Origin of the sequence: Roseburia sp. 1XD42-69 (assembly GCF_003612565.1) — a bacterium.
Classification (GTDB): Bacteria; Bacillota; Clostridia; order Lachnospirales; family Lachnospiraceae; genus Roseburia_B.
Genome location: NZ_RAZG01000005.1, coordinates 105,237 through 130,282 on the forward strand (window position 1 = coordinate 105,237; position 25,046 = coordinate 130,282).

Genomic DNA, 25,046 nt, shown 5'->3' on the forward strand with positions numbered 1-25,046 from the left:
CTATGAAAATTGGCTATAGGTTTCATGATTTCCGGTTGTTATAAATACTTGTAAGATATACCTGTTTGGCAAGGCCCGAAGCCTGCATTGCCTCATAAGCCTTTTCGGCAGTCTCCTCTTTTTCAAAAAGCCCAAATACCGTGGGGCCGCTGCCGCTCATCATGGCGTTTATGGCCCCGTGTTCCTTCATATGCTCTTTTATCTCCTGAATCACCGGATATTCCCGGATCGTGACAGTCTCCAAAAGATTTCCCATATGTTTTGCCAAAGCATGCAAATTTTTCCCGTGGATGGCCCGAAGCTGTGCATCGATATTGGGGTGTATGGTATGCTCGTCAAGTTTTAAATTTTCATATACAAATTTTGTGGACACGCTGATTCCTGGTTTTGCGATAAGCACCGGACATTTTGGGACAGGGGGAAGGCTTTTTAATTTCTCCCCGATTCCCTCCGCCAGGGCAGTCCCCCGCATCAGGCAGTAGGGCACATCCGCCCCGATTTTTACCCCAAGCTCCATAAGTTTCTGCCTTTTTGCCCGGATATGGAACAGTTCATTCATGCCATACATCACTGCCGCCGCATCTGTGCTTCCCCCTGCCAGACCCGCAGCCACAGGAATATGTTTATTCAGCACAACATGGACGCCCCCGTCTAATTCATAAAAGTCCTGCATAAGCTTTGCGGCTTTGTACACAAGATTATTTTCATTTACCGGTAAAAAATCAAGATTTGTCTCAATGGTGATTCCCTGCTCCCTGGTTTTTGTAATCTGAAGCAGGTCATAGAGATGGATAGTCTGCATAATCATGCGGATTTCATGATAGCCGTCCTCCCGTCTCCGAAGCACATCCAATCCCAGATTCACTTTGGCCAATGCCTTAACTTTCATTGTCTCTTTCCTGCCGTCCATGACACTCATCCTTTTCCAAAACAATTTACACTCATTCTGTATTCTGTATACAAAATATTCTATCATTTTTTTGAAAAAAGGTCAAATCCACTTTATTTTTCCTTTTTTCTGCCGATATAATACATATAGGAAAACCAAAAAATGGATTTTGAATATTATGTCAAGGAGGATGATATTATGAGTATTGGAGCTATTAACAACAATGTTTCCACCACTTCTGCTGCAAACACAAGCCCGGCTGTTTCCGAAAAAGCTGCTGAGAAAGCTGCAGAAACCACTGCAAAAGATTCCGCAAAAGATTCCGGTGTTGTTTACGAAAAAGGTTCTTCCACTGTGAATACAAGCTATGTAAAACAGAATCAGGCTTTAATCGATAAGTTAAAAGCTGACGCTGATGCAAGAGTTTCCCAGTTAAGGGGCATCGTTGAGAAGATGATGACAAAACAGGGCGCTGCAATCGGCCAGGCTGACGATATGTGGAAATTCTTAGCCAGCGGCAAATACACCGTAAGTGCAGAAGTGAAAGCACAGGCTCAGAAAGATATCGCTGAGGACGGTTACTGGGGCGTAGCTCAGACTTCCGACCGTATTTTAGACTTTGCAAAAGCATTAAGCGGAAATGACCCTGAAAAGGCAGATGAGCTTTTAGAGGCTTTCAAAAAAGGCTTTAAACAGGCTACCGGCGCTTGGGGAAAAGACCTTCCGGACATCTCAAAACGCACATATGATGCAGTTGTTGAGAAATTTAATAATTGGAAAAACGAAGCGGAAGACAAATCTTCCACATCTGTTGAGACAGAATAATTGAAAAAAGTCACCCCGCCGTCAGGCGGGGTTTTCTTTTACATCAGCACTTAAAATTTTCCGTCACTCTCTGAGCTGCCACGGCCACCTTATCCTCAATGGACATACAGCCCCGCATAATAATCTGGGGGCCTCCGGTGCCCTCCACATACTCCTTGGTGATAACCACCATGCCGATATTGTCATCCTTTGGAATCTCAAACATAATATCCAGCATAAATTCCTCTATAATCGCCCGCAGGGCCCTTGCCCCCACTTTTTTCTCCTTTGCCTTTGCAGCAATAGACTTTAGGGCGTCATCCCCGAATTCCAGTTTCACCTCATCTAAGGCCAAAAGCTTCTGGTACTGCTTTACGATGGCATTTCTGGGCTCTGACAAAATTTTTACCAGCATCTCTTCCGTTAATGCTTCTAATGAGAAGAGAATGGGCAGACGGCCTAAAAATTCCGGTATCATGCCGTATTTGCGCACGTCCTCCACGGTCACTTTGGTGAGAAGGTTTTCCTCTTTATCATATTTGTCCTTTAAATCCGCCTTAAATCCAATGGACGCCGCTTTATTCAAACGCTCTTTGATTATGTCCTCCAAATCGGGAAATGCCCCGCCACAGATAAAGAGAATATTTTTGGTATTCACCGTCACCATGGGAACCATGGCATTTTTGCTGCTGGCTCCTACGGGAACCTCCACTTCCGCTCCCTCTAAGAGCTTTAACATTCCCTGCTGTACGGATTCCCCGCTCACATCCCTCTGGTTTGCATTGCGCTTCTTGGCAATTTTGTCTATCTCATCGATAAAGATAATCCCCTGCTCCGCACGCTCCACATCATTGTCCGCAGCGGCAAGGAGTTTGCTTACCACGCTCTCAATGTCATCCCCGATATACCCGGCTTCCGTCAGGGAAGTGGCATCGGTGATTGCCAAAGGCACATCCAAAAGCCTGGCAAGGGTTTTTACCATGTAGGTCTTGCCGGAGCCGGTGGGCCCGATCATAAGCATATTGGACTTTTCTATTTCCACATCATTCTCCGCAATGGTGGCAACCCTTTTGTAATGGTTGTAAACTGCCACGGACATCACCTTTTTTGCATGCTCCTGCCCTACCACATAATCGTCTAATTTCGCCTTTATCTTGTGGGGCGCAGGGATATCCTGGATATCAAGGATTGGCTTTGCCTTGGCGTCCTTTTTTTTCTTCTTCACTTTCTGGCTGCCCTGCATCATGCCCATCCCCTGGAGGTCTGAAAGATTTATCATGCTGATATTGGGGAACTTTCCTCCCATTCCCCCAAGCATATCATCCATGGGAAATCCTGAATGGTTCATGGTGTCAAATGTTTTTTGCATACAGTCCTGGCAGATATAAATATTTTGAGGAATCTTAATCATCTTCCCCGCCACGCTCTCCGGCCTGCGGCACATATAACAAATCTGTTCATATTCTTCCGAATTTTCTTTTTTATCCTTTTTCTCCTCAGAAGGGGCCGCTTTCTCTTCTGTGGGCTCTACTTCGTAAAAATCCTGGTCTGACATAATATCCTCCCTCTATACTTAAGGTTTCCATACGTTTAATCTTTTTTACAATTCCCAGTATAAAACAGGAAAAGGCAAAACACAATGAAAAACAGAATTTTTCATACTTCTTTTAGAAATAGGAAAAAGCCAGCATAATTTACTGACTTTTTCCGTTTGTTTCTTATGCATCGATATCCATTGTCCAACCGTATTTATCCGCTTCTTTCCCCCACTGGATTCCCGTGAGGTAATCGTAAAGCTTCTGGGTTAATTTACCGATTTCAAAATTATTTACTTTTACCACATCATCTTTGTAAACAAATTCCCCTACCGGAGAGATAACCGCAGCCGTTCCGGTTCCAAAAGCTTCCTCTAAGGTGCCGTCGTGGCCCGCTTTCATTAAATCGTCAATGGAAAGGTGGGTTTCATTTACCTTGTAGCCCCAGTCTTTTAAGATATGGATGATGGAATCCCTGGTGACCCCTGCAAGAACCGTCCCCTCGATGGGCGCAGTGTAAATCTCGCCGTCAATTTTAAACATAATGTTCATGGTTCCCACTTCTTCCACATATTTCCTGTGTACACCATCCAGCCAAAGCACCTGGGTGCATCCCATTTTTTCCGCTTTTACCTGGCCTAAAATAGAGCCGGCGTAATTGCCCCCGCACTTGGTAAAACCGGTTCCCCCGGCAACGGCCCGGACAAGTTCATCCTCCACCAAAATCTTTACCGGGTTAATGCCCTCAGCGTAATATGCCCCCACCGGACAGCAGATAATCATAAATGCGTACTTGCTTGCCATATGTACCCCAAGGGCGGACTCTGTGGCAAACATAAATGGGCGGATGTAAAGGGATGTGCCCTCTGCGGAAGGAACCCAGTCACGCTCCACCTTTACCAGCTCCTTTACCGCCTCCACAAACATATCCTCCGGAAATCCCGGCATACAAAGCCTTTCGTTTGAAACAATCATGCGCTTTGCATTCATATGGGGACGGAAAAGCTGAATTTTCCCCTCTTTTGTCCTGTAAGCCTTAAGCCCCTCAAAAGTCTCCTGGGCATAGTGAAGAGTTACACAGGCCGGATCTAAGGAGATTGGCTCGTGAGGCACGATTCTGGCATCCACCCATCCATCTTCCTTTGTCCAGTCCATAACAAACATATAGTCTGTCATATATTTACCAAAACCAAGGTCGCTCTGATCTGGTTTTTCTTTTAACTTGTCTCTTTTTACAAATCTGATATCCATGTTTTTTCCCTCCTGTTTACTATTCTTTCCACATTATTATACTTTTTTTTCCATGTGTCAAGATTATTCCAAAGGCTTATATACAATATAACCCTGCATTATGGTAATGCAGGGTTAAACATATATCGTGTTATAATATTGTTCTTTTTCCGTCTTTTTTCAATCACGCTCTATCACCGGAAAGGTAAGGATTACCTTAAACAAATCCCCGTCTGTCACCAGATTCATGCGTCCTTTCATAAGCTCTGTAAGGCTGTTGGCGATGGAAAGCCCAAGGCCGCTTCCCTCGGTGTTTCTGGAACTGTCTCCCCTTACGAAACGCTCCATTAACTCCTCGCTGCCAATATTTAAGGGATATTTAGAGATATTCCGGAAAATAATTTCGCATTCTGCGCCTTTCCTCTCCACATTCACATAGGCCCTCGTGCCCTCCTGGGCATACTTACAGATATTGTTCATCAGATTGTCAAAGACCCTGTAGAGATGCCTGGTGTCCGCCGGGATAAGAATTTCCCCTTCGCTTCCCTGGACAATCAAATCTATCTGGCTGTCTTTTAATTTTTCCTGAAATTCCCCTATGGTCTGGGTAACTAAAATCCCTGCATTGCAGGATTCTAAGGCCACCGCAAGGTTTCCCGTGGACGCCTTTGACGCTTCCATCAAGTCTTCAATGAGTTTTTTCAGCCTGGCAGACTGGCGGCTTAATACCTCTAAATACTCCTGCACTTTTGGATTTTCGATATCCTCTTTGGAAAGCAAATCCACATAATTGATAATGGAAGTCAGGGGAGTTTTAATGTCATGGGACACATTTGTAATAAGCTCCGTCTTAAAACGCTCGCTTTTCATCCGCTGCTCCACAGCGGCATTTATCCCCTCCCGGATTTTGTTTAAATTCTCCCCGTGCTGCTTAAATTCCCAGAACATCCGGGAAGTATCCACAGTATTTTCCATATCCCCCAAGGCAAGTTTTCCCGCCTGCTCTTTTAGCTTTCGCATCTGCAAAAGGCAGATAGTAATCAGTGGATAAAGCACCGCCTTTTCCAGCAGAAACAGCATAACAAGCTCTCCGTCATTGGCAAGCCCCGCCACAAAAATCAGTTCCACCAGGGCTAAAAATCCCATGATAATCCAGGCTTTCCACAACATGGGCAGGGCCTTTTGGCAGGCTTCTCCTCCTCTTTTTAACCATCTAAAAAACTTTTTCACGCATTTCCCCACCCATTTCAGGCACTGAAAGCACAGTGTACTTTTCAGGCAGTTTTTTGTCTTAAGGCGCACCGCAAAATCCATCACTGATATCAACCCAAGAAACTCTCCCAAAAGGAGTGCGGGAATCCCAAGGCATAGGGCAAAGGCAAGGGATACATAATTCCCTTCGCTGACCACAGCCACAACCAATGACAAACACAGCCCGATAAGCATCCACGTACCCACAAGAAACACATCAAAGGGTATTTTTTGAAGAAATCCCGGCACTATCTTTTCGTCCCCGAATCTGTGCCCTGCTCCCCTAATGCAGATTCCCAGGGTGACAAAGGATACCAACAGCATAGAGAGGAATATTTCATAAAAGCTGTAGTGGCTTTTTAACACAATATCAACCAGGGATTCCATTCTTGTAAAATCGTTCATGTTACCCCACATACCCGGAAGTTCCAGAAGATTATTTGTATAATTTCCCTGTTCTCCCCTCTGCACATAGGAAATCACATAGTAGGACGTGTCATCTTTCTTTACAGCCTTATTTTCCCAGGTACGGATGACACCATCGCTGTAGCTGTATGCCGTATAATCCTCTTCCCCTATGGCCGGCATCATTGTTCCCGTTTCCGTAAGTTTTGGGTATGTGATAAGTTCAATATCCGCCACATATCTGGAAACCTCCGGCTCGATTATAATGCGGAAACTTTCGTCTGCCTCCCACTCGTAGGAGGTCCCTTCCTCCCCGGATCGGATTCTTACCAGATCTTTCGCTCCATAATACTGCCCCTCTTCCAGATCTATCCTGCCTGCTGCTGTCTCTACCTGGCCGATTTCCTCCTTTACTGGATAAATCAGGTTTTTCCCCTCCTCTGTCTGGGCAAGGTAGTAGAAATGCCCCGTATCCCCGGTATAGTACACCTGTTTTACCACATATTCCACTTCTTCCTGGGCCGTCTCCTCATAGGAATAGCCGTTGCTGATATAGCTGTTCCCCAAAAGAGAGTTTCCCAGGCGAAAATACGTCCCCGGCCGTATGGTGCAGGAATAGACGGTAAGGCTTTTATACAGTTCCTCCCGGTCTATTATTTTATCCTGCTCAAAATTACACACCTCATAAATCTTCCTGTCGTTTAAATCCAAATCCTCAATGTTATCTTTATGGATCACGCCGTAACGGAACCGAGTATCCTTAAGCTCATCCATCCGGTAATTATTTTCATAATCCGACAGGGCACGGATGGAATATTCCCTGCAAAGACTGCGGAAGGCCTCTTCTAAAATATCCTCCCTGTCCCTTTTTTCTATCTCCAGGCTCTCGCAGGCCACAATGCCTACAAAAGAAACTGCCGCCAGATTAAAAGAGATAATACATAAAATCCCGGAAAGAACCCGGAGCCATCTCTTATTCCAAATACCTTTCATACTTATTCCTCCATTTTATACCCTCTGCCCCACACTACTTTTAAATACCGGGGATTGGCCGGGTCATACTCTAATTTTTCCCGTAAGTGGCGGATGTGGACTGCCACGGTATTTTCCGTGCCAAAGGCAGTGTCCTTCCACACTTTCCGGTAAATCTCGTTGGGGGAAAACACTTCCCCCTTGTGTTCCAAAAGAAGCTTTAAAATATCGTATTCTGTCCTGGTGAGGGACACAAGCTCCCCGTCAAGGGTCACTTCTTTCGCCTTGTCATCCATCTCAACGCCCCCCACAGATAAAATATCCCTTTTCACATTCCCCCCGCCAAGCATCATATAACGCCTTAACTGGGATTTTACCCTGGCCTGCAGTTCCACCGGGTTAAAGGGCTTTGTCACATAATCGTCAGCCCCTACGGTAAGACCTAAAACTTTGTCCGTGTCCTCCCCCTTGGCGGTTAAAAGGATAACAGGGACGTTGCTTATCTCCCGGATTTTTACCATGGCGGTAATACCGTCCATCTGGGGCATCATAATATCCATAAGAACCAGATGGATTTCCTGCTCCCCAATCCGGCGCAATGCCTCCTCCCCGTTATAAGCTTCCACCACTTCATAGCCTTCGCTGGCAAGGTAAATTTTTAATGCGGATACAATATCTTTTTCATCATCACAAACTAAAATACGGTACATCTTTTCCTCCCAAAATTTATACTTAAGTATGAAGATATTGTAACGGAAATTTTATGAATTTAAAAGAGTGGAACTCTTTAAGACTTTTTTAAGATTATTTTTGAAATTTTTATTCCCTTGAATTTACTATATTAGTAAATCTGATTTCCGAAATTACCAAAGACTTTATATCCCGGATTATGCCTGCAAAGGTTTATGGCATTGTCTTTATCCTTAAATGCCCCTATCTGGCTGGCTGCATCCTGCCAGGATTTGCGTACCCTGTAATAGCCTGTTCCTGCCGTACCAGCCTTTTGTTCCGGCGCGGCTTTAAACTCCACGTAATCCGGGATAGAGGTAATAAAAAGGCCGCTCTTAAGCTTATACCACTTTTCGTCCTTAGAAATGCCAACAACGGTAAATGTGCCGGATTTTACTACCTGGTCAATTTCTGCCAGCATGGAGGGGGCTTTTCGGATGTTTAAGCCGTCAAATCCCTTGTAAATTACTTTCACTGTGCCATTTAAGGCATTTACCTTTTGACTGCTTGTATCGTCGCACAGCGCATCCACAGAGGGAACGGGGGCAAGGGATACCGCTGCCCCTTCCATCGCCCCTTTCACATCCTGCCTAAACTGATCCATGGTAAGTCCAAACTTGTCCCAAAGATGGCCTACGTCCCCATGGTTAGACGCTATGCCCTTTTTATGGCCCTCCTGATGGCTCATGATAACGCTGCTGTCTAATGGGTTAAAACTATACTCTTTGCAGAGAAATGCAAAAAACTGCACTGCGTTCCTATAGACGGCATAGATATGTTCTTTTGTATTTACCCCATTTCCCGGGAGAAAAATATTGTCTCCTATTGGCATGAAATGAAACATATCACAGAAAAGGATTTTGAAAAAGAGGATGTGCAGCAAATTGAAAGAGATGCACATAAAGATTAAATTAAGAAAAAATATTGTCCCAGACAGCAGATTTGCCCTCCAGGACAATATTTTTTTCTTATTGGTAGACAGACTGCATCAGCCGCTGTTCAAACTCATCATGGGTCAGGGGCCTGTCAAAGAGATACCCCTGGGCAATATCGCAGTCAAGAGCCTTCATGTATTCCAGTTCCGACTCCGTCTCAATACCCTCGGAGACAATAGACATATCCAATTCTTTTGCCATACGGATAATATTTCCAATCACCGCCCTGGACCGTTCTTTCCCAAGGCTCCTGTTATCCAGAAAAGACTTGTCCAGTTTCAGCGTGTCAAAACTCATATTTTGAAGCATGCTCAAGGAGGAATAGCCTGTGCCAAAATCATCCATGGATGCGGATATCCCAAACTCGTGGAGTTTGTTGATGCTGGAAATCAAATTGACACTGCCCTCCAAATATGCGGTTTCCGTAAATTCTATTTCCAGATACTGTTTTGGTATTTTGTATTTTTCCGCCACCTGGTTAATCCGCTCCGCCACTGTGTTTTCCACAAAGTGATGTTTGGAAAAATTCACGGATATGGTTACAACTTCAATGCCTTTTTTCAGCCATTCCGAAATATTACGGCACACGGTCTCAAGTACATAAAAGTCCAGCTTTTGTACCTGCCCGGTGTTTTCACAAATGGGAATAAATTCCATGGGAGGAACTAATTTTCCCTCATGGTTCCACCGGATCAAAGCCTCCGCACCGATAATCCGGCGGCTTTTCATATCCACCTTGGGCTGGTAATACACCACAAATTCCCGTTTCTTTAACGCCGGATCAATGGCGTGCATAATCAAATCTTCCCGGCTCTTCCTCTGGCGGATTTTATCGTCATAATAACGGATCGTCTCATTCTGCCCCTTGTTAATCTCATCGTATGTACTGGAAAGCTTCTCCATAATCATCTGGGGGGAGGTATCCGTACCGTCCGGATTGTAAACGGCTATCCTTGCAGTAATGGCAACTTTTTCTCCAGTTACCGGTTCACGTATGCAGGAGACATAAACAGACTCAAGTTCCTTAAGAATCAAAGAAAGCCTCTCTTTGCGGATTACCCCCACAAAATTATTTCCTCCGGTAAGGGCCATCAGCTCCTCCGCCGTGACAAGCTCCGCCACTGCCCCGCAGTATTCCCTGAGAGCCGCATCCCCCTGGCGGAAACCGAATTTCTGATTGATAAATTTAAAATTGCTGATATTAAAATAAATGGTGCTGTACTCTGCAATTTTCTCCTCCCCAATCAGACGGTCGGTAAAATTCAGATATGCGTTGTAATTAGGGATTCCGCTTCTGATATCTATCATGGAAATTCTTAAATTTTCATCTTTTACATAGTGGACGCAGTTCTCAATAAAATTGTACCCTTTGTAAATCGCCGTAGCCATCTCCAGGCAGCTTGAGTACCCGCAGGAATGGCAGTCTATGCTTCTGGATTCCTCCGTCTCCTTGTGCATCAGGCAGAATATAGCGTCAATATTTTTTTCATGTTTCGGGTCATAGGAAAAGATATGCCTCTCCCCTACATATTTATCCCCCCTGTACTCCTTCATAAAATCCTTCAGGGAAAGCCCGGCAAATCTTTCTTTCAGCCTTTTTAGGCGTTCCTGCAAAGGAAGCTCCTGGAGATAGGGATTTTCTTCCTCAGGAATCTCCCCGGTGGGCTCCCTGTATTTTTGTACACGGAAAAAGATATCATCGTCCAGACTGCAGTACTGGGAAGTAGCCGTCCCTGTAAGACAGCCCTGCCTGCAGTTTAAGCAGTCAACTAAAAAGGGCAGTTCTTTTCCCTCCATAATTCTCTGCTCCAGTTTTGTAAAGTAATCATACACCGCCCGCTCTCCGTGAATCTCCCGGATAATCTCGCTTCCTGAGACAAAGTGCCTGATATTATCTGAAAGCCCTCCCGGCACAGGATAGAGCCGTCCTAAACCAAAGTCGGAACACTCCACTTTGGCGGTATACCCCGTTACGTCTATCCCCTCCATCTCTTTTGCAAGATGGGCAAATGTCACATTATAAGAAACCAGACCTTCATTGGAAACATCGTCAATCTCATCTTTTTTTGCAATACAGGGGCTGATAAAAGCCAGCTTGTCCGTTCTGTGGCAGTATTTCCGAATATACACCGCCAGGCAGAGAAGAGGCGTATGTACCGGAATCAGCTTTTTTACCAGATCTTTTGAATACTTCTCAATATAATTTACCACTGCGCTGCAGGGCGGGGCTATGGCGCCCTCCATGGGATGTTCCTCCAGGTAAGTAAGGTAAGCCCATGTGGCGATATCCGCACCATAACTCACATCATAAATCAGATTTGCGCCTAATCTCTGGAGATAACCCAAAATTTCATAAGCCTTTTTATCATATGTGATAAAAAAGGATGGAGCCACCAAAAGGGAAATGGATTCCCCTGCCTTTAGCGCCTCCAAGAAACTATGGGTGTCATCCCGGTATTCCCTGGCATTGTGGTGGCATGTCATCAGGCACCGTCCACAGTGCAGGCATTTTTCATTATCCACATAAATTTTATTTTTCCCATCTTTTCTCACGGACACATTCGCCCCAAGCACCGGACATCCCGATATGCAGCGGTTACAGCCAATGCAGTTATCTTTCGTATAGACTAATCCTTCATTTAATTTCATACTTTTCCCCTTATATCATAGGGCAGGAAAAATCATTTTCCCTGCCCGCATCTTAATCTGTATCTGAACAGTTGACTTCACTTTTGTGCGGAATTTAAATATAAAAAACGAGAATTACATCAATGAATATGGTATCATAAATAGGCGGATTTTTCAATATTTATCCTCTAGTGAAACTCTTCTTTTAAAATCCTCTTTAAAGTTTCCGCTGACTCCCTAAGCTTCACCTGCTCCTCCTCATTTAAGTCTATGGGCACCGTTGTCTCCACCCCGTTTTTACCCACAACTGCCGGCATGGAAAGCACCACATCATCAATGCCGTACTCCCCGTGCATCATGGAAGAAATGGGCAGGATGGATTTTTCATCCCGGATAATCACCTCGCAAATCCGCTTTACTGCCATGGCAATGCCATAATAAGTGGCATGTTTTTTCTCGATAATCTCATATGCGCTGTTTTTCACAGATTCCGCAATCAATTTTGTGTTCTCATCGTGATGGTAATGCCCCCGCATTTCACAGAAGTCACTGACTTTAATTCCAGAGATATTTGCACTGCTCCACGCCGCTATCTCACTGTCCCCATGTTCCCCGATAATAAAAGCGTGGATGCTGCGGCTGTCCACGGACAAGTGCTCACTGAGTTCATATTTTAATCTAGCGGTATCCAAAACTGTACCGGAGCCAATCACCCGGTTCTCGGGAAAACCGGATAATTTTAATGCCGTATAGGTCAGGATATCCACCGGATTAGAGACGATAAGCAAGATTCCCTGACAATTTCTCTTTGCAATTTCAGGAATAATACTTTTAAAAATCCCAATATTTTTGTGGACCAAATCAAGCCTTGTCTCATCGGGCTTCTGATTTGCCCCTGCTGTGACAATGATAATCGCCGCATCTCCTATATCGTCATAATCCCCGGCATATATCTTCATCTGCCTGGCAAAAGGCACGCCGTGGGCGATATCCATAGCCTCCCCCTCCGCCTTGTCCTTATCCGCATCAATGAAAACCATTTCGGAAAACAGTCCGCTCTGCATCAGGGCAAAGGCTGAGGCTGAGCCTACAAAGCCGCAGCCGATCATAGCGGCCTTTCTCAAGTTTACCTGCTTTTCTGTTTTATTTTCCATTTTATATCTCCTTTAGGCTTTTTATTCTATTTTCTACAAAAAAGAAATTCTCATACATCTCATAAAAACAGACACCTGGAAGATTCTATCCCACAGAAATCTCTCAGGTGTCTGTTTCAAAAATTATTGCTTAATTTCCATTACTTTGGCAAGTCCTTCTTCCTCCAGGGTATAGGAAAATTCCACCATATCCCCGGCCTGATACCGCACAATATCTACAAAGGCCGTATCGCTTACATTAACGTCAAAGATAATTTCTGAATTTGTAAGGCAAATATAATAGTGGGTATTTCCCTCCACCACCACCGGGGCAATAGAAGAAATCTTCCCTTTCACTGTCTCATAAACACCGCTTCCTCCCCCGCTTATCCCGTTTGTGGCAAGAAGCTTCATATATGCCCGCTCACACTCCTGCACTGTGTCGCCGATGGCAACCCACTGGTATTTCTGCACGTTTACCATGGCATATTTTTTCACCAGCCCGGCGCCGTCTTTTAAGGCCATAAAGTAAGTGGGCTCGTTGGAAATATTTAAAAGCAGGGGGAATGTGGCCCTGTAACCAAGGTTTTGCACCTGGCCTTCCGCAGAAGACATGGCGGAGTCCTCAATGGCCCCCTCCACGGTATAATATTTCGTCTCCATGGTTCTCTGGTTCATCAGCACAAACCCCACATTGGACTGGTCGCCGCTGACGGAAGTAACTCCCGTATACACCCACACATCATCCTCCAGGGCGATATAGTTGTAGCCGTTTGTGGCCTGGAGACAGTCTTTCTGCCCTAAAACACTGTTGAAAAATCCATGTTTCAATGTGCCGTAATAGTTATACAACCTTGTTAAAAGTTCAGCAGAATACACTTTATCCACCCAGGAGGGCACGTCTTCCACCTTATAATCCACACACTCCCCTGTCACCGCATTGCACAGCACCGCCCTGCCCACGGTCTGTCCCCCGAAAAGCCCAATCTGAAACTTTTTCACCGGGCAGACCCAGTAAGGGGTTCCCTCATCATCAATTTCAAAAAAAATCTGGTCGTCAAAAATATAGGTGGGATAGTGAAATCTTAAATGACGGTAGATATTCCTGTTAAAATACTCAGACTTGGAATACTTAATGCCCTGGCTTAATTTTACGCACTCTGTATTCTGGGTTGCCATATCGATTCTGATATAGGCGGGAATCCCGTTTTTCTGGTTGGTAAACCATTTAATCCCGCTGGCATACACCAAAGGCGCCACCCTCACAGGGGTATTCTGATAATTGATCTGGGTGTACTCATCGCTCACCTCAAACTGGGATACCATATCCACCATACTTCCCATTTTTCTGTTTCCCAAAAGCTGGGCGGAACTTTTATCCAGCAAAGGAATGGTACGGAAATCCACTTCCTTGATATCGGAGGTAAAGTTTCCCGACTGCACCGATAAAAGTTTCTGGTACTTTGCCGCATTGACTATAGGGGAGGAGAGCACGCTTCCCACAATAAATACCGCCGCTGCCAGGGCAAAGAAAAGCACCCCGATTTTCGCCAGTTTCAGGCTGTCAAAAAGCTCCCGTATGTTCACATTTTTCCCCCTGGAAAACAGCTCTTTTTTCCCTTTGCTAAGAATATAGAGAACTGTGGCCGCTGCAATCAAAAACAAAAGATACAGCCAGAAATCCGTGGAGTGAATATTGATGGCAGGCAGCGTCACATAATAAAATACTCCCACACATAAAAGCAAGATTGCAAAAATTAATAGCTTCCACTTCAAATTTTTCATTATACCTCTCCTTTAAACCGTTTTAGTTCCTCTTTTAAAATGCCCTCAAATGCAAAATTTCTCTCAGATTCCGTCTTTAAATATTCTTCCTTAAGCTGTCTTCCCTTCTGTTCCACTTCCTCTAAAAGTTCCCTGGCAGAAAGGAGATAACAGCCCTGGCCCCTGATTATCACCTGCTCCAAACCGTCGGAGGTAGCCACGGTGACATGGTACTTTCTCCCGTGTTCCTGGGCAAATTTTTCAATATAGGCGTCTGCCGTCTCCGCCTCTTTTGTGTACACTACATGGATATTATGATAATCAAAAATCTCCGTCTTATGCCCCTCTAAGCGGTAAGCGTCAAAAACCACAATAAGATTGCATTTTTCCATCCCCTGGTAATTGCTTAAAATGTCAAGAAGCCTGCCCCTTGCACTGTCAATATTTATATCCGCCAGCTCCTTTAATTCCGGCCAGGCAAATATGATATTATATCCGTCCACCAAAAGATATTTTTCCCTTTGCTCCCTCACTTTATAACTGCCGGAAGAGGGCTGTGACTCCACCACACGCTTAGGCTTAAATTTTTTCTGTGGATTGGACTTATCCCTTTTATTGGCACTTAAAGTCCGCTCCAAAATAGCGTCCACTTCCTCCGTCCCAATCCACTCCTCTGTTTTTTCTGCCCGCCGCAGAGGATACCCCTGGGCTTTCAGGGGCTTTTCCTCCTGGAAAACTGAGGGCATATGCATATAGGAAAACACTTTGTCATGTTCCACCACAAAACCTGCCCCATGGGCACAGAACACGGAGGATGCAGGATTTTCCATGTCGCTTTCAAAGTCATATCCCATATGCTCTATCACTTCCTCTGGGTTGTGGCACTTTCCGTACCCGCCGTAGGACAAGCTTAAACTCCCTTCCCCCTTAGTGTAGCTTTTGACTTCCTTTGCGTAACTTCCCATGCAGGAGACTGGCGCCCTGCCGGAAAGCACCGCCATATCCTTATCCTTCTCCGGAGGATTTATGGTGCCGTACATTTTCTCCACATCTGTCATAGCCCTGCCGAGGGCGTATTCCGGCACTTCCAGGCGGTATTCATAAAAAGGCTCTAAAAGGACACATTGTGCCTGGGAAAGTCCCTGGCGCACCGCCCGGTAGGTTGCCTGGCGGAAATCTCCTCCCTCCGTGTGCTTCTGATGGGCCTTCCCGGATACCACCGTAATTTTCATGTCCGTGAGAAAAGACCCGGTCAATACCCCCACATGCTCTTTTTCCCTCAAATGGGTTAAAATCAGGCGCTGCCAGTTTTTATCCAGAATATCTTCACTGCAGTCCGATGCGAAAACCATGCCGCTTCCCGGCTCTCCCGGCTCTAAGAGAAGATGCACTTCCGCATAGTGGCGCAGGGGTTCAAAATGCCCCACCCCCTCCACCGTATCCGCAATGGTTTCCCTGTACACAATACTGCCCTGGGAAAATTCCGCCTCCACATGAAAACGGTCGTAAATCAGCCGTTTTAACACTTCCACCTGGACTTCCCCCATAACCCATACCAGTATTTCCTGGTGCTCCTCCTTCCACTGGATATGCAAAAGAGGATCTTCCTCCTCAAGCTCCTTTAACTTTGGCAGCATCTTAAGAGGGCTCACCTCCTCCGGCAGCATGATCCGGTAAGATAATACCGGCTCCGATGCCGGAAGATACGCCTTATCTTCCCCTCCCACACACTCTCCTGCAAAACTGTTTTTCAGCCCCGTAAAGGCGCACACCATGCCGGGGAGTGCCTCCTCTGCTGTCTCAAAGTTTTCACCGGAATATATCCTGATCTGGTTGACCTTCTCCCCCTCTCCAAAAGGGTGGTACACCATATCTTTCACTTTCAGGCTGCCCCCGGTAATTTTCCCGTAGGTGAGCCTGTTTCCCGCCTTGTCCCTGGCAATTTTAAATATTTTTGCACTGAATTCTTCTCTTCTGTCCGGCTCTTTTGCATACTGCAAAAATCCCTGCAAAAAAGTGTCCACCCCTTCCACCTTAAGGGCGGAACCAAAATAACAGGGAAAAATCTGGCGGTTTTTTATAAGCCTGCAAATCGTATCCTCCCCCACAAATCCGGTGTCCAAAAACTCCTCCAAGGCCTCCTCGCTTCCCGTTGCCAGGGATTCATAAAAAGCTTCGCCCCTCTCCCCGTCAAAGGAAACGCAGCCATCCCCCAGTATACTTTGCAGCTCCCTAAGCAGGGCTTTTCTATCCGCCTTTTCCATATCCATTTTGTTGATAAAAAGAAAAACCGGTATCTCATACCGTTTTAAAAGATTCCACAGAGTCCGTGTATGGCTCTGCACCCCGTCAGAGCCGCTTATCACCAAAATCCCATAATCTAAAACCCACAGGGTGCGCTCCATCTCCCCGGTAAAATCCACATGCCCGGGAGTGTCCAAAAGCGTGACGTCACATGTGGGAAATTTTAAAACCGCCTGTTTGGAAAATATGGTAATCCCCCGCTCCCGCTCCAAATCATTCGTATCCAAATGGGCATCCTTCTTATCCACCCTGCCAAGATTTTTTATCATGCCGCTCTCATATAATAATGCCTCGGATAAAGTGGTTTTCCCCGCATCCACATGGGCCAAAAGTGCGGTGCATATGTGTTTTTTTTCTCTTTTGGATTCTGACATCATTTTTTCACCCCAATTATATACAAAGCAAAATCACCTTTCTGCCCCATAACAAACTCCTTTTCCAGCCTAAACATGGGATGCATCCTTAACTGTTTTTTCACAAAAGCCCCCTCGTTACAGTACAAAATCATATATCCCTTGGAAGCCAAATGCTCCTGGGATTTATCAAAAAATTTCCGGTAAAACTCATCCTGCTCCTCCTTCGTCCTCTTTCCCCGCATAGGAAGGTTTGCGATAATTTCATCAAACAGATATTCATGCCTGAAATCGAAATAATCCCTGTGGATAAAATGGACGGGGACTTTCGCCAGGGCTGCATTTTCTCTGGCCCCCAAAACTGCGTCACCAAAAATATCGATTCCGTATATTTCTCTGGCCGGCACTTTTTTGCATCGTTCCAAAAGCATAGTCCCCACACCGCAGCAGGGATCTAAAATCTGGGCGTTTTTCTTTAAATAGGGGCCGGCCAGCTCCATAAGGAGGGCTGCCGTGGAAGGATGGATGGAGGAGGAAATGGTGTGCAGGCGATAGTTAAACCGCTCCATGGGTATGGTATTCATTTTTAAGAAGGCCCGCATCTTCTTATCCTTCCCGGCCAAAATCCGCACCTCAAACTCATAATCATCTGTGGAGTTAATGAGCTGCCTTGCGCTTTCCTCCTCCATGGCCCTTGCCGCTTTCAAAGCATAACGGCTCCGTTCCTTTAAATCCATGCCGTTTCGGATTTCCAGACGGAAATAAAAAGGCCCGGGTTCCCTGTGGCATTTTTCAAGAAGAGGCAAAAGATTGGAGGAAGCTAATAGTTTTCCCCCATCCCCGGGAGATACATCCGCCGTAAAATCTTCTTTTAAAGATAAGGGAAACAGAAGTTCCCGGAAGGTGCGAATCTTTACCACATCGGAAAGATTTTCCACAATAGCCTTTATCCCCAGGGGGTGGCTTCCTTTTTTTAAGGCATAAAGCTGCTTTTCTGTCACTTCCCGGTAAGAAGTATTTGTGGTAAGGACAACCAAAAGCCTCTCCCTCCATCCTGTGAAGGTATGGCCCTTATCCTCTGTCCGCAGAATCTGCTCCAGGGCAGAAAGTTCCTCTGACACATGTTTTTTCTCCTCCTTTAGAGGGGTATACTGTGCCAAAAAATCATACTGCTCCTTTAAGTTTGAAAGATAAGGCGATACATCCATCTTTCCCAGGGCTTTTAAATAGACACTCCGGATAAAACGCTTTTCCTCCTTAACATATGCCTGGTAAAGGGCCTCCGCCTGATTGCCTGCCCCCAAATCCCCCAGAAGTGCCGCCGCATTTTTCCGCACCTTGGGGTCCTCCTCCTTTAAAAGCTCCGCCACAGCCCTGGCATCCCCCAAAAGCTCCTTTGCGGCTTTTACGTTTTCCATATCTTTCAGGCTGGCCCGAAGGCTGCTTAAGGACTGGCGCAGATCTTCTTTCTTTTGAATTTTTAAAATATCATCTTTTACCATAATCATTATATTCCTTTACTTCATGGGCCTGGCTAAAAGGGAACCTTCCGCCGCCCCGTACCCTGCACCCCTGGATGCCCACAGCGGCGTGACATAGGGCTTTCCTTTGCTGTCATATCCCATGCAGGCATACCCGGTAAACATTTCCACATGGTATGTAGTTTTATAGGGATTTTTCAAATTATTGGACTTAAAAACAATATCCCCGGGATTTAACTGCATTTTATTTACCTTCTTCTGCCTGTACCCTCCTTTTATCATACGGTTATGGTCCCTGCACCACACAGATTCCGTGGCGGTTGTCCCGGGATAGGTATCGCTTCCGAAAGTAACCCCTGCACATTCTTTGTATGCCTTCCACACCAGTGCGCTGCAGTCATAATACCCCTTCTGTGTCCGTTTCGCCTGGCTGTATTTCCAGTGGGTTCCAATATAAGTGGCTCTCTCACATACTTTTTTCAGCTTTTTTGTTGTGACAGAAACGGCACAGCCAATCTTTTTATTTCCGATTTTTGCCGTGATAACCACGTTTCCGATTTTTTTGCCCTTCACAACGCCGCTTTTGGAAACGGTGGCAATTTTTTTATCGGAAGAACTCCACGTAATGGGGTCAGCACACCCGCTCACTTTCAGTTTTTTTGTTTTTCCCTTTTCTAAAAGCAAGGAATTGGCAGATATTTTTACCGGTCTTATGGAAACCGTTATGGGAAATTCCTTTCCGGCAATGGTAACTTTAATTTTTGCCGTACATTTTTTCTCTCCATAAATTTTCAAATGCAGAACATTTTCAGAAAGAGATGCGTAGGCCCGGACATTTTTACCGGAAACTTTACAGCCCAAATCAACTCCCGGCATATCTTCACTCAATACCACAGGGCTGTTGACTTTAATATCAAATTCCATACTTTCATAGGAACTGCTGCCATAGCCGTAAACGGGAACCAGATAGCCGTTTAAACTGTCTTTTTCCAGAGTAACCCCTGCCATGTCCACCGGAACGTCCAAACTTTCATCTTCGCTAAAATCCTCCGTCTCAAAGGCCCCAAAAACTTCCGTCCCATGAAAGGCCACTGCACCAAAACACAGAATACAAAAACAGACTGCTGACATCAAAAAATTCTTCATACTTTTCTCTCCCTGTACTTTTATTTTATAGACAAGAATATTATACTCCCCTTCCGGGAAATCAGCAAGGAACAATCCTTTGTAAATACAGAATTTTATCCCATAGATGTCATAGCATGAAAAAATAGACTGACGACAAGGTTGTAAATATAACACAGGGCAGCCGCAAAACCACTTGCAGCTGCCCTGTTGTAATTTTTACCTCTTTTTTTTCGCCAATGTCTTTGCGTTTTCCTCCACCCGAAGCCTTCCTAAGGGATATAAAAACTGCAGGGATAACGCCAGCAGGAAAAAGCCCAGGGCCGGAACCAGGCAGGTAATCATATAAATTCCATTTACCACCCCTTCGTCAAAAGCCGTTGCCTGGCTGTATCCGATAGCGCTTAACAAAAAGCCGCTAAAGCCGGAAGATAAGGCCTGCCCTAACTTTCTGGCGAAGGAATACACCGCATAAATCGTTCCGTCGGAGCGTTCCCCAAGCTGCACCTCCGTATCGTCAATTACATCCGTAATCATTGCCCAGGTAATGAGGGAAAAAACCGCAAGGCCGATATAGGCAATCCCAAACATCCCCACAAAGACCCAGGCATTTTTTGTATGCAGAAAATAAGTTACCACAAGGACGATACCGCTGAACACCGCCGCTATCACCCCCAGTTCTTTCCGCCCTAATTTTTCCGAAAGCTTTACGGTAAAAATAGCACAGAAAAGAGTAATCACAACACCAACAAAACTGGAAGCCGACTGGGCCGCCACATTCCCAAAATAATTGGGATAAATATAGGCAGCCATGCCCTGGAGGGTAAGCTGGGCCATAAGCATACAGACAGAGCTTACAATAATACCGATGAGTGGTTTGTTATGCCCCAAACTGACTAAAAGTTCCTTTAAACTGAATTTCTCTGTTTTCTGGGGCACTTTTACCCGCTCCGTTGTCAAAAACAGGCACAGGAGATAACACACCACTGCGGCGATGGAGCATACAAGGGCCGCCAGCATCATGTTTGTGCCGGAGAGCACACTGTTGCCCTCCTCATCTTTATAATACACCACCAGGGGCAAAACCACGCCGATAATGGTTGCCGCAAGGCTTGCCCCTATGGTGCGGAAATTGGAAAGGGTTGCCCTGTCCCTGGATTCGCTGGATACGGCGGAGGCCATGGCCCCGTAGGGAATATTGATACTGGTGTAAAACACGCTGCCCCATAAGATATAGGTAAAAAACATCCAGAAAATCTTAAATCCCATAGGCATATTCCGAAACCAGGAAGCGTACATGAGAAATGACGCCACCGCCACAGGGCCGCACATCCTTCTAATCCAGGGAAGGAATTTTCCCCTTTTCCCGGGACGGCTTCTGTCCACAATCTCCCCCATAGCCACATCTGTAAAGGCATCTAAGAAACGGGCAAGCATCATCATCGTTCCCACAAGGCCCCCGGACACCCCCATAACGTCGGTATAAAACTTCATTAAAAACATGGTGGAGAGAATAAAGGTAAAGTCATTTCCAAAATCCCCAAAGAGATAACCTAGTTTATCCGATAAACCAAATTTTTTTGTCGTCTGCACCTTATGTCCCTCCTATGCCTGATTTCCTTTATAATCCAGGGGAAGTTTCTCCCAGCGCTCCTTTAAGAGATAGGCCGCATCCTTCGGCTGCCTCTGTCTGGTAAAGACGCCTTTTTTATTTCCGTTTACCCGAAGGATTCCCTCCGTGGTCTGAAAGTCCGCAAAATTCCAAATCTGTTCCCCCTTAATAAATCCATAGCTGTCAAATACCTCATGGGTCATATCCAGATACTCCTTCTGGTACTCCTGGCTCCACATTACAGAGGGGAGTTTGTGCTCACTGGCCATGGTATCCGCACCGTACTCCGAAAAGATAAAGGGCTTATTTAAATTCAGGGCCTTCCACCCCTCCAGCTCTTTGACAAACATCTCCTTTGCGTCACAGATTTCATATCCCCCTTTTACATACCAGCCGTAATATCTGTTTAGGGCAATGATATCGCTGAAAGAATAGCATTTGCATTTCTCCGGAACAGAATTCATAACCAGGGCAAAAGTCCTGGGACGCTTCTGGGGATCTAAGTCCCGGGCCGTCTCAAACACTTCTTTAAAATAAGGCACCGCCGCCTCGTTGGTGGTCTCCGGCTCATTTAAAAGGCTCCATGCAATGACGCAGGGATGGTTTTTGTCCCTGGTAATCAGCTCTTCTAATGCCTTTAAATGGGCTTTTAATAATTCCGGGGTGGTCTCCTTTTCAAAAAATGCCGTCTGTTTTCCAGTGCTTGCCTCCATAAAATTCATCAGACTGGCAAAAAGCCCCACTGCCGCCACCTCGTCAATGACAAGAAAACCTTCCCTGTCCGCCATCTGGTAGATTTCCTCGCTGTAGGGATAATGAGCCGTGCGGAAGGAATTTGCCCCAATCCACTTCATCAGCTCAAAATCCCGCTTCATCACATTAATATCAAATCCCCTGCCCACAATGTCAGAATCCTCATGTTTTCCAAAGCCTTTTAAGTACACAGGCTTTCCGTTTAACAAAATATTTTCACCGGAAACCTCCACCGTCCGGATGCCGATTTCCTGCTCATAGGAATCAACACAGGCCTCCCCGTCTTTAATCTTCACCACAAGACGGTACAGATATGCATTTCTCACCTGCCATAGATGAGCATTCTTTACCTCAAGGCTTCCTGACTTCCCTTCCCCCTGGGCTGCCTTTTCCCCGGAGGCGTCAAAAAGTTCCACAAAAACCGGATGGCCGCCTGTGGTCTTCACATCATAATTTACCCTGGCATCCTCCCCAACAATCTCATAGGTCAAATCAATGTCATACACAGATTCCTTAGGCAGGGCCAAAAGATAAACGGAACGCTGCAGCCCGGAATAATTGAAAAAATCAAAGTAAGGCTTTGCCATCTTTTTCCCGTTTGAGAGCACCACAGTCTCCCCGCAGGGGATATTGGTTACCGTAAGCTCATTGTTCACCTTAACCACCAGTTTGTTATAACCATTGTATTCCACATGCTCTGTCACATCCGCCGCAAAGGGGAGAAAACCGCCCTCATGCTTTGTCACTTCCCTGCCATTCACATAGACTAGGGCCCTGTGGGTGGCAGCGCCAAACCGGATGGAAATCTCTTTTCCCTCCCATTCCCCAGGCACAAAAAATTCTGTCTCATACCACATATCCCCGGCAAATTCCCGGATGTCTTTCTCTGTATAAAAATCCTGAAAACTGGCAGGCACAGGGATTACCTCATCCCCAGGGATTCCATTGCCCCAGTTCTTCTTTTCCCCCTCCGATTCGCCGTCCAATTTAAATTTCCACATGCCATCCATGGAAACGCATCTTCTTGTCTCAGTTACTTTGGGGTATAACATGGAATATTCAATCATTTTTAACTCCTTTTTCTCTGTATGATTTTACTTATTCAAAGTCTTCCCCATAAGTTTTAAAACTATTACAAAAAATAAATTTACTTCATTGAACAAAAAAAGAGAAACGATACAAAATGCATCGTTTCCCTTTCAAATCCTTGTTCCGTTTTTCTGATTTATACCCTGGATAAGTATTCCCCTGTTCTGGTATCAATTTTAATCACGTCATCCTGTTCCACAAACAAAGGTACATATACGGTAGCTCCTGTCTCCACAACTGCAGGCTTTGTAGCCCCGGTAGCAGTATCCCCTTTAAAGCCAGGCTCCGTATCCGTAATCTGCAGTTCCACAAACAAAGGCGGCTCTACAGCAAAAACGCTTCCGTTGTGGGAACACATTTTTACAACTTCGTTCTCTTTTACAAATTTCAGGGCATCGCCGATATCCTCTTTGCTTAAGGTAATCTGGTCATACGTCTCCACGTCCATAAAGTTAAACAAATCACCGTCTGCGTAAAGATACTGGTAATCTTTTCTGTCAATCCTGGCCTGGGGACATTTTTCCGTGGGACGGAATGTCTTTTCCACCACGCCGCCGTTTTTGATATTTTTCAACTTAGTTCTGACAAAGGCTGCGCCCTTTCCTGGTTTCACATGCTGAAACTCAATGATCTGGTAAATATTTCCTTCTAATTCGATGGTAATACCATTTCTGAAATCTCCTGCTGAAATCATTATTTCTTCCTCCTTCATGCATAGGGCAATGCCCACTTCTATGATTCTATAACATCTTTCCATATATTTCAATCTTTTTTTCGTAATTCTTTTTAATAAACGAAAAAATCCCTGTCAGTTTATCTGGCAGGGAATCATTTTTCAGTACCACCTAGTCATAGGAATCTCATTATTCACATCGTTGCTGAATAAAATCTGGTGCAAATCCACCACCCCGTTCATAAAAGCGGCGGCACAGGCACACAGATACATTTCCCACATCCTGGTAAACCGCTCATCAAACATTTCCGCAACCTCACTGCGGTGCCTCTGGAAATTCTCATTCCAGCAAAGCAGGGTTTTATTGTAATGCCTGCGCAAATCCTCCACATCTAAGGTATAAAACCTTAAATCTCCGGCAATATTAATAATTTCCCGAAGGCTTGGCACCACGCCTCCGGGGAAAATGTACTTTTTCACCCAGGCATCACCGGGATATTCTTTTAATGCGCTGATGTAGTGGAGAAGAAACAATCCCCCAGGCTTTAACATGCGCTTTACACAGGACATAAATTCCAGATAATTATTCCGCCCCACATGCTCTAACATGCCCACGGAAACCACCCGGTCAAATTTAATATGAAGTTCCGGCAAGTCCCTGTAATCCAAAAGTTTTACATGGACATACTCCTCTAAGCCCTCCTCTTTTATCCGCTCCTTACATTTCTTCTGCTGTTCCTGGCTTAAGGTAATCCCCATACCATAAACTTTGTATTTTTTTGCCGCCTCCATCAGGAGAAACCCCCAGCCGCAGCCGATATCGCAGAGGGTCATTCCCTCTTTCAGATTCAGCTTTTCCAGTATCCTCTCGACTTTACAGCACTGTGCCTCATACAGAGTGGTGTCATTTTCCTTAAAATATCCGCAGGAGTAGCTTAACGTCTCATCCAGCCACAATCTGTAAAAATCATTTCCAATATCATAATGGGAACTTACCTCCCTTTTTTGATTATTCTTATCCCCGGAGGTAAACATCAGCTTTCGGAGTTTCCATCTATCGGTATAGAATTTATCTATCTGACCCAAAAAAAGATTCAAGGTCTCGTACAAATCCCCGTGAATCTCAATATCTCCGTCCATATACGCCTCCCCCAGTGCGATGGAGGTGCTTTTCAGCAGAGATTTCATTCCGGGAAGTTTATGCACGGTAACGGAAAACTTTGGTTCCCCCTTTCCGATAAAATGGCTTTTCTCCCCGGTGATAATCTCAAAGGGGCAGGCGTCAAACTGCCCCATAAATTTTACAAATTCTTTTTCTAACACTGCCATAGGAATCCTTCTTTCTATAAAAGTTTTTATAGAAAAAAGCATGTGACAAATC

The 25,046-nt window shown here is 45.3% G+C and carries 17 protein-coding genes; 1 reads left to right on the plus strand and 16 read right to left on the minus strand.

Features of this window, described 5'->3' with window-relative positions; translation table 11 throughout:
- Positions 1-22 precede the first annotated feature (22 nt).
- Positions 23-910: a 4-(cytidine 5'-diphospho)-2-C-methyl-D-erythritol kinase gene (gene ispE / locus D7Y06_RS04095; RefSeq protein ID WP_243119063.1), complete on the minus strand. Its 888-nt coding sequence runs from the start codon at positions 908-910 to the stop codon at positions 23-25.
- Positions 911-1,087: 177 nt separating this feature from the next.
- Here ispE and D7Y06_RS04100 point away from each other — a divergent pair, with 177 nt between their 5' ends.
- Positions 1,088-1,714, plus strand: a complete 627-nt coding sequence (locus D7Y06_RS04100; protein ID WP_199714621.1) for a hypothetical protein — start codon at positions 1,088-1,090, stop codon at positions 1,712-1,714.
- 43 nt (positions 1,715-1,757) lie between these two features.
- On the opposite strand, the gene clpX is transcribed toward D7Y06_RS04100, so the two are convergent.
- The 15 genes from clpX to D7Y06_RS04170 form a co-directional block, all read right to left on the minus strand.
- Positions 1,758-3,248 carry an ATP-dependent Clp protease ATP-binding subunit ClpX gene (gene clpX / locus D7Y06_RS04105; RefSeq protein WP_120406561.1) on the minus strand — a complete coding sequence of 497 codons (1,491 nt, stop codon included), beginning with the start codon at positions 3,246-3,248 and terminating at the stop codon, positions 1,758-1,760.
- A gap of 163 nt (positions 3,249-3,411) precedes the next feature.
- A complete protein-coding gene (locus D7Y06_RS04110; protein ID WP_120406562.1) occupies positions 3,412-4,479 on the minus strand; it encodes a branched-chain amino acid aminotransferase in 1,068 nt (355 codons plus the stop codon).
- Between the two features lie 159 nt (positions 4,480-4,638).
- Positions 4,639-7,107, minus strand: coding sequence for a sensor histidine kinase (locus D7Y06_RS04115; protein ID WP_120406563.1), 2,469 nt, complete (start codon positions 7,105-7,107; stop codon positions 4,639-4,641).
- A gap of 2 nt (positions 7,108-7,109) precedes the next feature.
- Entirely contained in the window at positions 7,110-7,796 is a 687-nt protein-coding gene (locus D7Y06_RS04120) for a response regulator transcription factor (RefSeq protein ID WP_120406564.1), read from the minus strand.
- Between the two features lie 131 nt (positions 7,797-7,927).
- Positions 7,928-8,647 carry a hypothetical protein gene (locus D7Y06_RS04125; protein WP_147415583.1) on the minus strand — a complete coding sequence of 240 codons (720 nt, stop codon included), beginning with the start codon at positions 8,645-8,647 and terminating at the stop codon, positions 7,928-7,930.
- Positions 8,648-8,783: 136 nt separating this feature from the next.
- Positions 8,784-11,399: an EAL domain-containing protein gene (locus D7Y06_RS04130; protein WP_120406566.1), complete on the minus strand. Its 2,616-nt coding sequence runs from the start codon at positions 11,397-11,399 to the stop codon at positions 8,784-8,786.
- Positions 11,400-11,566: 167 nt separating this feature from the next.
- Entirely contained in the window at positions 11,567-12,532 is a 966-nt protein-coding gene (locus D7Y06_RS04135; protein WP_120406567.1) for an L-lactate dehydrogenase, read from the minus strand.
- Positions 12,533-12,655: 123 nt separating this feature from the next.
- Complete coding sequence (locus D7Y06_RS26440; protein WP_199714622.1) at positions 12,656-14,296, minus strand: tripartite tricarboxylate transporter TctB family protein; 1,641 nt, start codon at positions 14,294-14,296, stop codon at positions 12,656-12,658.
- A complete protein-coding gene (locus D7Y06_RS26445; RefSeq protein ID WP_243119064.1) occupies positions 14,296-16,956 on the minus strand; it encodes a translation factor GTPase family protein in 2,661 nt (886 codons plus the stop codon). The genes D7Y06_RS26440 and D7Y06_RS26445 overlap by 1 nt, the downstream gene beginning before the upstream one ends.
- Positions 16,953-18,434 (minus strand): methyltransferase, encoded by a 1,482-nt coding sequence (locus D7Y06_RS04145; protein WP_120406568.1) that lies wholly within the window; start codon positions 18,432-18,434, stop codon positions 16,953-16,955. The genes D7Y06_RS26445 and D7Y06_RS04145 overlap by 4 nt, the downstream gene beginning before the upstream one ends.
- 15 nt (positions 18,435-18,449) lie before the next feature.
- Positions 18,450-19,559, minus strand: coding sequence for an Ig-like domain-containing protein (locus D7Y06_RS04150; RefSeq protein ID WP_147415584.1), 1,110 nt, complete (start codon positions 19,557-19,559; stop codon positions 18,450-18,452).
- 198 nt (positions 19,560-19,757) lie between these two features.
- Entirely contained in the window at positions 19,758-21,131 is a 1,374-nt protein-coding gene (locus tag D7Y06_RS04155; protein WP_120406570.1) for an MFS transporter, read from the minus strand.
- Between the two features lie 12 nt (positions 21,132-21,143).
- Positions 21,144-22,970, minus strand: coding sequence for a beta-glucuronidase (gene uidA / locus D7Y06_RS04160; RefSeq protein WP_199714624.1), 1,827 nt, complete (start codon positions 22,968-22,970; stop codon positions 21,144-21,146).
- Positions 22,971-23,128: 158 nt separating this feature from the next.
- Positions 23,129-23,686 (minus strand): elongation factor P, encoded by a 558-nt coding sequence (gene efp / locus D7Y06_RS04165; protein WP_120406571.1) that lies wholly within the window; start codon positions 23,684-23,686, stop codon positions 23,129-23,131.
- Between the two features lie 141 nt (positions 23,687-23,827).
- Positions 23,828-24,994: an SAM-dependent methyltransferase gene (locus D7Y06_RS04170; RefSeq protein WP_120406572.1), complete on the minus strand. Its 1,167-nt coding sequence runs from the start codon at positions 24,992-24,994 to the stop codon at positions 23,828-23,830.
- Positions 24,995-25,046: the final 52 nt, after the last annotated feature.

Coding starts and splice junctions, on each gene's coding strand:
- D7Y06_RS04150 (WP_147415584.1), bottom strand. CDS start 19,559: ATGAAGAATTTTTTGATGTCAGCAGTCTGTTTTTGTATTCTGTGTTTT.
- D7Y06_RS04170 (WP_120406572.1), bottom strand. CDS start 24,994: ATGGCAGTGTTAGAAAAAGAATTTGTAAAATTTATGGGGCAGTTTGAC.
- D7Y06_RS04130 (WP_120406566.1), bottom strand. CDS start 11,399: ATGAAATTAAATGAAGGATTAGTCTATACGAAAGATAACTGCATTGGC.
- D7Y06_RS04120 (WP_120406564.1), bottom strand. CDS start 7,796: ATGTACCGTATTTTAGTTTGTGATGATGAAAAAGATATTGTATCCGCA.
- D7Y06_RS04125 (WP_147415583.1), bottom strand. CDS start 8,647: ATGCCAATAGGAGACAATATTTTTCTCCCGGGAAATGGGGTAAATACA.
- D7Y06_RS04115 (WP_120406563.1), bottom strand. CDS start 7,107: ATGAAAGGTATTTGGAATAAGAGATGGCTCCGGGTTCTTTCCGGGATT.
- D7Y06_RS04110 (WP_120406562.1), bottom strand. CDS start 4,479: ATGGATATCAGATTTGTAAAAAGAGACAAGTTAAAAGAAAAACCAGAT.
- D7Y06_RS04100 (WP_199714621.1), top strand. CDS start 1,088: ATGAGTATTGGAGCTATTAACAACAATGTTTCCACCACTTCTGCTGCA.
- uidA (WP_199714624.1), bottom strand. CDS start 22,970: ATGATTGAATATTCCATGTTATACCCCAAAGTAACTGAGACAAGAAGA.
- D7Y06_RS26440 (WP_199714622.1), bottom strand. CDS start 14,296: ATGAAAAATTTGAAGTGGAAGCTATTAATTTTTGCAATCTTGCTTTTA.
- clpX (WP_120406561.1), bottom strand. CDS start 3,248: ATGTCAGACCAGGATTTTTACGAAGTAGAGCCCACAGAAGAGAAAGCG.
- D7Y06_RS26445 (WP_243119064.1), bottom strand. CDS start 16,956: ATGATGTCAGAATCCAAAAGAGAAAAAAAACACATATGCACCGCACTT.
- efp (WP_120406571.1), bottom strand. CDS start 23,686: ATGATTTCAGCAGGAGATTTCAGAAATGGTATTACCATCGAATTAGAA.
- D7Y06_RS04145 (WP_120406568.1), bottom strand. CDS start 18,434: ATGGTAAAAGATGATATTTTAAAAATTCAAAAGAAAGAAGATCTGCGC.
- ispE (WP_243119063.1), bottom strand. CDS start 910: ATGGACGGCAGGAAAGAGACAATGAAAGTTAAGGCATTGGCCAAAGTG.
- D7Y06_RS04135 (WP_120406567.1), bottom strand. CDS start 12,532: ATGGAAAATAAAACAGAAAAGCAGGTAAACTTGAGAAAGGCCGCTATG.